We start from the raw sequence: 10,447 nt of genomic DNA, 5'->3' as shown, positions 1-10,447 counted from the left end.
CGACGTCGGCCCCGACCATGGCCTCGCTCAGCGTGCGGTGTGGCGTGTCGGTGGCGTGGGCCGCCTTCCACTGATCGACATTGTCACGGCCTTTGTAGACCACGCCGTCGCGGTCCAGGATGACGGTGTTTTCGGCCCGCACCCCGACCGCCTTCATCAGGGCGATGGACGACAGGCCGGCCGCGCCCGCCCCGACCAGGACGACCTTCAGGTCTTCCAGCCTCTTGCCCGCGATATGGGCGGCGTTGATCAGGCCGGCGGTCGAGATGATGGCCGTGCCATGCTGGTCGTCGTGAAAGACGGGGATGTCCAGCAGGTCCTGGAGCTCGCTTTCGATCACGAAACATTCCGGAGACTTGATGTCCTCCAGATTGATCCCGCCCCAGGTGTCGCCGATGTTCTTGACGACGGTGATGAACTCGTCTGGATCGGTCGTCTTCACCTCGACATCGAAGCTGTCGACATCGGCGAAGCGTTTAAACAGGACCGACTTGCCCTCCATCACCGGCTTGGAGGCCATATGGCCCAGGTTCCCCAGACCCAGGATGGCCGTGCCGTTGGAGATGACGGCAACCAGATTGCCCTTGGCCGTATAGTCATAGGCCAGGTCCGCATCCTGGGCGATGGCCAGGACCGGAATGGCCACGCCCGGCGAATAGGCGAGGCTCAGGTCGCGCTGCGTCGCCATCGGCTTGGTCGGGGCCATCGAGATCTTGCCCGGCGTCGGGACGCGGTGGAAATCCAGGGCGTCCTGATCGGAGAAGGTCTGTTTGTCGGTCTGGTCGGGCATGGTCGGCTTTCGGTCGCGGGAACCCGTCTGTCCTAAAGCCCGGCTGACGCGGGGACAACCTTCGGCAGGGACGCGGACTTGCATTGACCACGATCTGGCCGTTTAAGCGCGGCCAGAGACGCCTCCCCGCGTTTTTCCAAGGATCACGCCATGTCCGCAGCCGCCAAGAAGCCCGTCAAGAAGGTCGTCCTCGCCTATTCCGGCGGTCTGGACACCTCGATCATCCTGAAATGGCTGCAGACCGAATATCAGGCCGAGGTCATCACCTTCACCGCCGACCTGGGTCAGGGCGAGGAGCTGGCGCCTGCACGGGAAAAGGCGCTGAAGCTGGGTATCAAGCCCGAGAACATCTTTGTCGACGACCTGCGCGAGGAGTTCGTGCGCGACTTCGTCTTTCCGATGTTTCGCGCCAACACCGTTTATGAGGGCCAGTATCTGCTGGGCACCTCCATCGCCCGGCCCCTGATCGCAAAGCGCCAGATCGAGATCGCCAGGATGCTGGGGGCCGACGCCGTCTGTCACGGCGCGACCGGCAAGGGCAACGACCAGGTCCGGTTCGAGCTGGGCTACTATGCCCTGGATCCCGATATCCATGTGATCGCCCCGTGGCGCGAGTGGGAGTTCCGGTCGCGCGAGGCGCTGCTGGACTTCGCCGAGAAGCACCAGATTCCGATCTCGAAGGACAAGCGCGGCGAGGCCCCGTTTTCGGTCGACGCCAACCTTTTGCACTCGTCCTCCGAGGGCAAGGTGCTGGAAGACCCGGCGGTCGAAGCTCCCGAGTTCGTGCATCAGCGCACCATCGCCCCTGAGGACGCGCCAGACACCCCGACCGTCTTCACCCTGGGCTTCGAGAAAGGCGACGCGGTCTCCATCGACGGCGAGGCGATGTCGCCCGCCACGATCCTGACGAAGCTGAACCAGCTGGGGCACGACAACGGCGTCGGCCGTCTGGATCTGGTCGAGAACCGCTTCGTCGGCATGAAGTCGCGCGGGGTCTATGAGACGCCCGGCGGCACCATCCTGCTGGCCGCGCACCGGGGCATCGAGTCGATCACCCTGGATCGCGGGGCCATGCATCTGAAGGACGAGCTGGCGATCAAATACGCCCACCTGATCTACAACGGCTTCTGGTTCAGCCCCGAACGCGAGATGCTTCAGGCCGCCATCGATCACTCCCAGGCGAACGTCTCCGGCACGGTTCGCGTCAAGCTGTACAAGGGCAATGTCACCATCATCGGCCGCGAGAGCGAGCAGAGCCTGTATGATCAGGACCTCGTCACCTTCGAGGAGGGCGTCCAGGCCTATGACCACCACGACGCCGAAGGCTTCATCAAGCTGAACGCCCTGCGCCTGCGGGTGCTCGGCAAGCGTACCAAGCGCAATCAGGACTGACGCCTGCCACAAATGATCTCGCCCTCGCCGTGAAATGGCGCCACCTTGGGCTCAGGAGCATGGGCTCCGCCCAATGATTTCAGGACCCTTCTCTATGTCATTCCGCGCTGTTCTGGCCGCCTCGGCCGTATTCGCCTTCGCCGCCCCCGCCTTCGCGCAGGACGCGCCGCCCGCACCCGCCGCTCCGGCCGCGCCCGCCCAATCCGCCGAAGAGGCGGCGTTCGAAGCCAAGGCTGAAGCGTTCGGGACGCGCATGCAGCAGATGAGCACCGAAATGCAGGCTGCATTGACCGCCGCGGCCGGCGATACGGCCAAGGCCAACACCGATCTGGACGCCATCGCCGCCCGCTATCAGCCTGACGCCGACACCTTCGCCGATGAAGTCGGGGCGTTTATCACGGCCCAGTCCGCTGCGGCTCCGGCCGAGCAGCAGGCCCAGATGGCGCAGATGATCCCAATGATCACCGCCGAGGTCAAAGGGGCGCCGGCCAAGGTCAAGGCCGACATGCTGGCCGCTGCGGCCGCGCCCGCAGCCCCTGCGACGCCTCAGTAAATCTCGCATAATCAAGGCGGTGGGGTTCGCCCTGCCGCCTTACCGCGATTTCACTTGAGATCGCGCGGGTATGGGCAGAGCTTGAGCGCATCCACAAGGAGCGCCCCCATGATCAAGGCCCTGTCACTCGCCGCCGCCCTGGCCCTGCTGCCGATTTCCGCCGCCGTCGCCGGTGATGTGCGCGGCCCCTCCGAAGAGGCGCTGGAAGCTGCCGCCGAGGCTTTCGAAGCCCGGATGGAAACCTTCGGGGAACGCGCCGAGGCCATTTCCGAAGACGCCGGCCTGACCGAGGAGCAGAAGGGCCAGCGGATCGCCGCCCTCTGGACCGAGTATCAGCCGGACATCACCGCCTTCACCACGCTGGCCAGCCAGGTCGCACCCGCCATCGCCGCCGAGGCCTTGGCCGACATCGATGTCGAGGCGCTCGTCTCGGACGCCATGAGCCAGGCCGATGTGTCCGGAGCTATGGCCACGGCGCAAGGCGTGGCCAGCAACGGGGCCTGGGCCTCCAACGACCCCGAGCACATGGCGACCTACGGTCTGATGGCCGACTATGCCGTGGGTGAGGCGATGGATTCGCTGGACGAGGCGTCTGCAGAGATCACTGCCGCCACGGCCGAGGCAAACGCCGAGATGGCCGAAGCGGCGGCTGAAGTCGCCGCTGCCGACGAAGACTGATCCCGCCCTCTTGACCGCGTGACCGGACGGCCCGACAGGGCCTGATGGCCAGCCTGCCCGTCGATCCGCACCTGTATCTGACCTTCCTGGGAGTGATGGCCGTCATGGCCGTCACGCCGGGACCGGCCAATCTGTTCTCGGTCGCCAATGGCGTGGCACGAGGCAAGGCGGGCGCGATGCTGGGCGTCGTCGGCATGAATGCCGCGACCCTGGTCTGGTTCGGCGCGGCTGCGCTAGGCCTGGGCGCGTTGGTCGTGGCCTTTCCCGAGGCCTTTCGCCTGATCTCCATCGCCGGCGCGCTCTATGTCGCCTGGCTCGGCATCAAGTCCCTTCGCGGAGCCTTCCGTACGGCCGCCGATCCCGGGGACACGACGGTCCGGCCCGGTCGCAGCGCCCTGATCGACGGCTTCATGGTCCAGATCGCCAATCCCAAGGCCGTGCTGTTCTTCACTGCCGTCCTGCCACCCTTTCTTGACGTGAACCGCCCGGCCGCGCCGCAGCTGGCCCTGTTCGCGCTCGCCACCATAGGCATGGATGTGGTGTCGATGTCCGCCTATGGCCTGGGCGGGGCGGCCCTGGCGCGGCGGATGTCCGAGCCCCGGTTCCGGCGCGGATTCGGCGTCTTGACTGGCATCCTGTTGCTGGCGGCCTGCGTACTTATCTTGACGCGACTGTAGGGGACGAAGGGCCGCAGGAACCGGCCCGTTCATCCGCCGTTCAACTGTCGTGGCGTTTCGTGGTTCGCCAAGGAGAAATTTCATGAAGACGCGTCTATTCAAGCCCGTACTGCTCGCGGCGACGGCCGCGCTCGCCCTGTCGGCCTGCGCCACGGCCACACCTTATGGCCCCGCCAGCCCCGACAGCCGGTATGGCTATTCCCAGCAGCGGATCGAAGGCGATCGCTTCCGGGTCAACTTCGCCGGTAACTCGGTAACCTCGCGCGATCAGGTCGAGATGTCGTTGCTGCTGCGCGCCGCCGAGGTCACCGTCGAAAACGGCGGCGACTGGTTCACCACCGTCAATCGCGCGACCGACCGCGACACGCGCCTGTCCGGCACGACCGACCCCTTCTACTACGACCGGTATTCGCCGTTCTGGGGCCCATCGTGGCGCTATTCGCGTCGCGGCCTGTGGAGCCCGTGGCGCGACCCGTTCGGCCCGGACTTCGACGTTCGCCAGATCGACCGCTATGAAGCCACGTCCGAGATCGTGATCGGTCGCGGTCGCAAGCCCGCCAACGATCCGAACGCCTTCGATGCGCGCGAAGTGATCGACAACATCGGCCCGCGCGTCGCCCGGGCGATGTAGGTCAAACGACAAGCCAGACTGGAAAGGGCGGCTCCTGCGAGGGGCCGCCCTTTTTCGTTAGCCGATGCGCGGCATCTTCATGCGGCGCTTGTTGGTGTGGCTGGCCGGGGCCTTGCCCAGGTCGTCGGGCAGCTCGCCCTTGAAATAGAACCGCTGCCAGGCCTCCTTGGCCGCCTCCGGATCGCCCGAGGCCAAACGGCTGTTGAAGTCGCTGCGCTGTTTCAACCAGGCCTCGTACTGGCCTTGCATGGTCGGGTTGGACCCCAGCGAGCGGATCACCGGCTGGGCCTCTTCGGCCTTCTTGTGCTGGGCGATGGTGATGAAACAAAAGGGCTCGCCCTTGTCGAAGCGGATCTTGCCCGGTCGGGTGAAGATCCAGTTCATCGTGAACGGAAACGGCAGCCAGTCGGTCTCCACCACCCCGACCAGGGCCTGGATGCCGTCCTTGATGTGGTTGGGGCTGCCCTGGCAGGTCATGCTCCAGCCCGGCGGGGTACGGAACAGATATTGCGGATGCATGGTCAGGACACCGCGCGTGAAGTGCGAGGTGACGAAATGCTTCACGTCCGGCTCGGGCCGGTCGGGGGTCACGACGATGTCGGACTGGGCCGGTCCGCCGTTCCATTCGGCGGAAAAGCCGAAGGGACACAGGATTTCCCACCCCGTCGTATTGGCCATGTTCAGCGGCAGGCAGCGATAGGGGTGCCGGCTGGCGAAGGCGTCCATCCAGTCGCGCGACTGTCGCCCCGGCACCAAGTCCGGCGGTCGCTGCGACATCGGATAGCATTCCAGTTCCACGGGCGATCTCCGGCGGGTATCGAGGACAGGATCATTCCTAGCGACCGATGATGACCCAAGACAAGCCGACGCATACTCCCGTCTATGACCGCGACCGTTTGCTGGCGTGGATGGCCGAGCACCACATCGCCCAGACCACCCACGACCACCCGGCCGTCTACCGTGTCGAGGAGGGACAGGCGCTGAAGGCCGCCATACCCGGCGCCCACACCAAAAACCTGTTCCTCAAGGACAGGAAGGGGCGGCTGTGGCTGATCTCGGCGCGCCAGGACACGGTCATCGACCTGAAACGCGCGCCCGCCCTCATCGGCTCGGACCGCCTGTCGTTCGGCAATGAGACGCTGATGTGGGAAACGCTGGGCGTCCGCCCGGGCTCGGTCACGGCTCTGGGTCTCATCAACGACACCGACCGGCGGGTGAGCTTCGTCCTGGACCGGGCTCTGTGGGAGGCGGACATCGTCAACTTCCACCCGCTGACGAACACCGCGACGACCGCGTTGGAGCAGGCGGCGCTTCGCAAGGCTCTGGCGTTGATGGAGCGAGAGCCGGTGGTCGTGGATTTCAGCGCGCTGTGAAGCCGGGCCTCAGGCCGCCTCGCGCCAGGTCTTGCCGACCAGAACATCGCTCATGGCGGCCAGAAGGGCGTTCATGGTGATGGGCTTTGTCAGATGCCCGTCCGCCCCGGCCGTCAGGCTCTGGGTGACATGTTCTGCCATGGCGTTGGCCGTCAGCATCAGAATGGCTGTCCGGTCGCTGCCCTGACCGGCCTCGAGGTCGCGGATGGCCCGCGTCGCGCTCAAACCGTCCATGACCGGCATCTGCATATCCATCAGCACAATGTCGAAGGGCTCAGCTTCAAACCGCTCCAGCGCCTGCTGGCCATTCTCGACCGCCACCAGCTCCATGGCCGTGACCCCCAGCATGATCTCGATCACCTTGCGGTTGGCCGGATGGTCGTCGGCCAGCAGGATGCGAAGGGGCAGTCCGGTGATATCAGTCGCCGGGGTGATGGAGGTCGACGCCGCGACCGGCGCGGCCGCCTCGGGCAGGTCGATCTCGAAGGCGAAGGCCGATCCCTGGCCGGGCGTACTTTCGCACTCCAGGGTGCCGCCCATCAGCTCCACCAGCGCGGCGGAGATGGCCAGGCCCAGACCCGTTCCGCCGAAGCGTCGCGTGATCGATCCATCCGCCTGCTGGAAACGGCCGAAGATGCGGGCCTTCTGATCGCCGTCGAAGCCGATGCCGGTGTCGCGCACCTCGAATCCGATTCGGCCGGCGTCCGCCGCCCTCACTGTCATGGTCACCGTCCCCTGCTCTGTGAACTTCAGCGCATTGGAGACCAGATTGGTCAGCACCTGGCGAAGCCGTACCGCATCGCCGGACACATATTTCGGCGCGTCAGGATCGAGGTCGAAGACGAGGGCGACCCCCCGGTCCTCCGCCTTGGCCCGCCACAGCAGCGCGATATCATTGACGGTGTGCTTCAGATCGAACGTCGTCTCCTCCAGCGCGACCTGACCGGCCTCGATCTTGGCGCTGTCGAGGATGTCTGTCAGCAGGCGTTCCAGCGTGGCGCCGGACGACCGGATCAGATCGACCATCTCATGGGCATTGCGGTCCAGGAGCTGGCGCGACAGGGCGTCGGCCATGGACACGACACCGTTCAGCGGCGTGCGGATTTCGTGGCTCATATTGGCCAGGAATTCCGACTTGGCGCGATTGGCGGCTTCGGCCCGTTCCTGCGCCGCCTTCAGCCGTCGCCCCTGACGCATCTGCCAGACCAGCCCCGCGCCGACGCACAGCAGAAAGATGACCCCGACGGCGATGACCAGCCATTGCAGGCGCGTCTTGGTCCGGGCCGTTTCCAGCTGGGTGCGGCGGTCGTCCAGCTGCTGCTGCATGTCGCCGGTCACCTGATGGACGCCGGCGGAGAAGGCACGCGCTTGCGCGACATTCTGCTCGGCCGTGAAACGCCTCAGCAGGGCAAAGGCCTCGGCCGGCCGTCCCTGGGCGAACAGGATTTCCGCCCGCACCTCGCTCAGACGCGAGCCGTCGCCCGCCGAGGTCTCCAGCCCGCGCAGAACCTCCAGATCGCGGATGGCGCCGGCGACATCGCCCGTCCTGGCTCTGGCGATCGCCCGCAAGGGCAGGACGTCCAGCGCAAGGAAGGCGGCGTCGCCGAGATTTTCGCCATAGGGATCCAGACAGGCCAGTACGTCCCCTGGCTTTGCGCCGGCATCGGCGACGAGGGCGCACAGGGCGGCGTCGTAGATGGCCAGGGCGGGCAGGTCGGACCGCGACGCCACCGCACTGTGCGCCGCCGCAAACGCCCGACCGCGCTCCAGGTCCCCCATCCGCACGGCCATCTTGGTCAGATTGTACAGACTGTCGAAGTCGGGGCGCGGATAGGCGGGGTTGGAATAGTCGATCTCGAACTTGCGAAAGGCCGCGGTCGCACCCTCGACGTCGTCGATATCCTTCAACCCCATGCCGACCACTTCCCAGATGCCGGCGCGGGCGGTGTCGGCATAGGGATCGCGCGCGGGAATATCGGCCTGGGCGCGCGTGAGCAGTTGCAGGCCCTCGCCGATCCGGCCCTGATCGACCAGATTGAGGGCGACCAGTCGCGCCGCATGCGCCCGGACGAACCAGTCGTGACCGCCGTCCACATAGTCGGCCATTGCGGTGGCGGCTGCTGCCTCTCCCTGATCGTAGCGAATGGTCAGGGCGTTCAGCGCCGCGATTTCTATATAGCGTCTGTCATCCTGGGCCCGGGCGGCGGCCGCCAGACGGTTGTTCCACCGGGTCGCGCGCTCAAACTCGCCTTGGTTCAGGATCGTCCAAGTGACGTGATACAGCCGGTTCAGCCCCTCCCGGTCCTGACGGGTCGCGGCGCGATGACCGAAGGTTTCCAGCTCGGCGAAGCTGGTCGAGGCCGCGCGGCGTTCCACGAACCGGGCCAGCGCCTCGGCTTCTGCAGCAGGCGGCAGGACAGGCTCCGGAGCCATTGCCGAAGCCGACGCAGCCATCACGGACGCAAAAAGAATACTCAGCACCGCCAGAAAGACGCGGTTCGACATCGCAAAAACCCCAACCCAGGCGACCATCTGACATGCAAGAGGTTGAGCAAGCTTTAGTGGCCGCGCGGATATTGCGGCGCTTGCCGATTTTGGCCGCCCATTGGTCGACTGCGGTTCTATCGCGCCCCGGACAGTGCTAGAGCCCCGCGCGTCTCCCCGACCTCATTCCAGATACGGACGCCGCCATGCCTGCCGCTCCCGACTTTCCGCCTGCGCCCGATGCGGTGAAGCCCGTTCGCGCCCTGATCTCCCTGTCCGACAAGACCGGCCTGGAGGATGCGGCGCGGACCCTGCATGACCTCGGTGTCGAACTGGTCTCGACCGGCGGCACGCGCGCGGCGATCGCCGGTTTCGGCCTGCCTGTGAAGGACGTGGCCGATCTGACCGGGTTTCCGGAGATGATGGACGGACGGGTCAAGACCCTGCACCCGGTGGTTCACGGCGGCCTGCTGGGCGTGCGCGACGCGGCACACCATGCCGAGGCGATGACGACCCACGGCATCGGGCCCATCGATATCGTCTGGGTCGATCTGTATCCGTTCGAGGCGACCGTGGCGTCGGGCGGCGGCTTCGATGCCGTGGTCGAGAACATCGATATCGGCGGCCCGGCCATGATCCGCTCGGGATCGAAGAACCACGGCTATGTCGCCGTCTGCGTCGATCAGGCCTCGGTGGCCGAGCTGCTGGAAGCGCTGAAAGCCGACGGCACGACGTCGCTGGCCCTGCGCAAACGCCTGGCCGCCCGCGCCTTCGCCCGCACCGCCGCCTATGACGCCGCCGTCTCGGGCTGGTTCGCCGGTCAGCTGGAAGACGCCGCTCCGGCCCGCAAATCCATCGCCGGCACCCTCGCCCAGACCCTGCGCTACGGCGAGAACCCGCATCAGACCGGGGCCTTCTACCGCACCGGCGAGACCCGCCCCGGCGTCGCCCATGCGCAGCAAGTCCAGGGCAAGGAGCTGGGTTACAACAACATCGCCGACGCCGACGCGGCTTATGAGTTGGTCGCCGAGTTCGACGCGCCCGCCTGCGTCATCGTTAAACACGCCAACCCCTGCGGCGTGGCGGTCGGCAACGACCTTTCCGAGGCCTACGCCCGCGCCCTGGAATGCGACGCCGTCTCGGCCTTCGGCGGCGTTGTCGCCGTCAATCGGCCACTGAACGAGGCGGATGCCCGAGCCATCACCGACATCTTCACCGAGGTCGTCATCGCGCCGGGTGCCGACGACGAGGCCCGCGCGGTCTTCGCCGCCAAGAAGAACCTGCGCCTGCTGATCACCGACGGGCTGCCCGATCCGCACGGTGCGGGCGAGGTGTTCCGCAGCGTGGCCGGGGGGTTCCTGGTCCAGTCGCGTGATCGCAGCCTGATCAAGCCCGAAGACCTGAAGATCGTCACCCGTCGCCAGCCGACGCCGCAGGAGGTCCAGGACATGCTGTTCGCCTTCACCGTCGCGAAGCACGTCAAGTCCAACGCCATCGTCTATGCCAGGGACGGCCAGACCGCCGGCATTGGTGCGGGCCAGATGAACCGCCGCGACAGCGCCCGTATCGCCGCCATACGCGCGACGGAAGCGGGGGAAGCCAAGGGGCTGGCCCACTCGCTCGCGCATGGGTCCGCCTGCGCGTCCGAGGCCTTCTTCCCCTTCGCCGACGGCCTGCTGGAAGCCGTCGCCGCCGGAGCCACGGCGGTGATCCAGCCCGGCGGCTCCCTGCGCGACGCCGAGGTCATCGCGGCCGCCGACGAGGCCGGCATCGCCATGGCCTTCACGGGCGTGCGGGTGTTCAGGCATTGAATCGTCCCTCTCCCCTTGCGGGAGAGGGAGACCGCACACGGCGGCGAAAGCCGACGTT

At 66.5% G+C, this 10,447-nt stretch carries 10 protein-coding genes; 7 read left to right on the top strand and 3 right to left on the bottom strand.

The window, feature by feature from the left end:
- The coding region (locus JHC81_RS12140) for a malic enzyme-like NAD(P)-binding protein (protein ID WP_292175061.1) at positions 1-790 on the bottom strand (790 nt) is incomplete at its 3' end.
- Between the two features lie 150 nt (positions 791-940).
- On the opposite strand from JHC81_RS12140, the gene JHC81_RS12135 reads away from it, so the two are divergent.
- The 5 genes from JHC81_RS12135 to JHC81_RS12115 all read left to right on the top strand — a co-directional run bounded on the left by JHC81_RS12135 (position 941) and on the right by JHC81_RS12115 (position 4,721).
- Positions 941-2,182 carry an argininosuccinate synthase gene (locus tag JHC81_RS12135; protein WP_292175059.1) on the top strand — a complete coding sequence of 414 codons (1,242 nt, stop codon included), beginning with the start codon at positions 941-943 and terminating at the stop codon, positions 2,180-2,182.
- A 94-nt stretch (positions 2,183-2,276) separates the two neighbouring features.
- Positions 2,277-2,735: a translation initiation factor IF-2 gene (locus JHC81_RS12130; RefSeq protein ID WP_292175057.1), complete on the top strand. Its 459-nt coding sequence runs from the start codon at positions 2,277-2,279 to the stop codon at positions 2,733-2,735.
- Between the two features lie 108 nt (positions 2,736-2,843).
- Positions 2,844-3,413, top strand: a complete 570-nt coding sequence (locus JHC81_RS12125) for a hypothetical protein (RefSeq protein ID WP_292175056.1) — start codon at positions 2,844-2,846, stop codon at positions 3,411-3,413.
- 44 nt (positions 3,414-3,457) lie between these two features.
- Positions 3,458-4,090, top strand: coding sequence for a LysE family translocator (locus JHC81_RS12120; protein ID WP_292175054.1), 633 nt, complete (start codon positions 3,458-3,460; stop codon positions 4,088-4,090).
- 82 nt (positions 4,091-4,172) lie between these two features.
- A complete protein-coding gene (locus tag JHC81_RS12115; RefSeq protein WP_292175052.1) occupies positions 4,173-4,721 on the top strand; it encodes a hypothetical protein in 549 nt (182 codons plus the stop codon).
- Positions 4,722-4,778: 57 nt separating this feature from the next.
- Here the strand turns inward: JHC81_RS12115 and JHC81_RS12110 are convergent, their stop codons facing one another.
- On the bottom strand, positions 4,779-5,519 hold the full coding sequence (locus JHC81_RS12110) for a DUF6065 family protein (protein ID WP_292175050.1): 741 nt from the start codon (positions 5,517-5,519) through the stop codon (positions 4,779-4,781).
- A gap of 50 nt (positions 5,520-5,569) precedes the next feature.
- On the opposite strand from JHC81_RS12110, the gene JHC81_RS12105 reads away from it, so the two are divergent.
- Positions 5,570-6,094 (top strand): prolyl-tRNA synthetase associated domain-containing protein, encoded by a 525-nt coding sequence (locus tag JHC81_RS12105; protein ID WP_292175048.1) that lies wholly within the window; start codon positions 5,570-5,572, stop codon positions 6,092-6,094.
- A gap of 9 nt (positions 6,095-6,103) precedes the next feature.
- On the opposite strand, the gene JHC81_RS12100 is transcribed toward JHC81_RS12105, so the two are convergent.
- A complete protein-coding gene (locus JHC81_RS12100) occupies positions 6,104-8,599 on the bottom strand; it encodes an ATP-binding protein (RefSeq protein WP_292175046.1) in 2,496 nt (831 codons plus the stop codon).
- A gap of 185 nt (positions 8,600-8,784) precedes the next feature.
- On the opposite strand from JHC81_RS12100, the gene purH reads away from it, so the two are divergent.
- Positions 8,785-10,389, top strand: coding sequence for a bifunctional phosphoribosylaminoimidazolecarboxamide formyltransferase/IMP cyclohydrolase (gene purH / locus JHC81_RS12095; RefSeq protein WP_292175044.1), 1,605 nt, complete (start codon positions 8,785-8,787; stop codon positions 10,387-10,389).
- Positions 10,390-10,447 lie beyond the last annotated feature (58 nt).

Origin of the sequence: Brevundimonas sp. (genome assembly GCF_016463295.1) — a bacterium.
Classification (GTDB): domain Bacteria; phylum Pseudomonadota; class Alphaproteobacteria; order Caulobacterales; family Caulobacteraceae; genus Brevundimonas.
The sequence above is the reverse complement of the archived record's forward strand: the minus strand, read 5'-3'. Positions and strand labels throughout refer to the sequence as shown.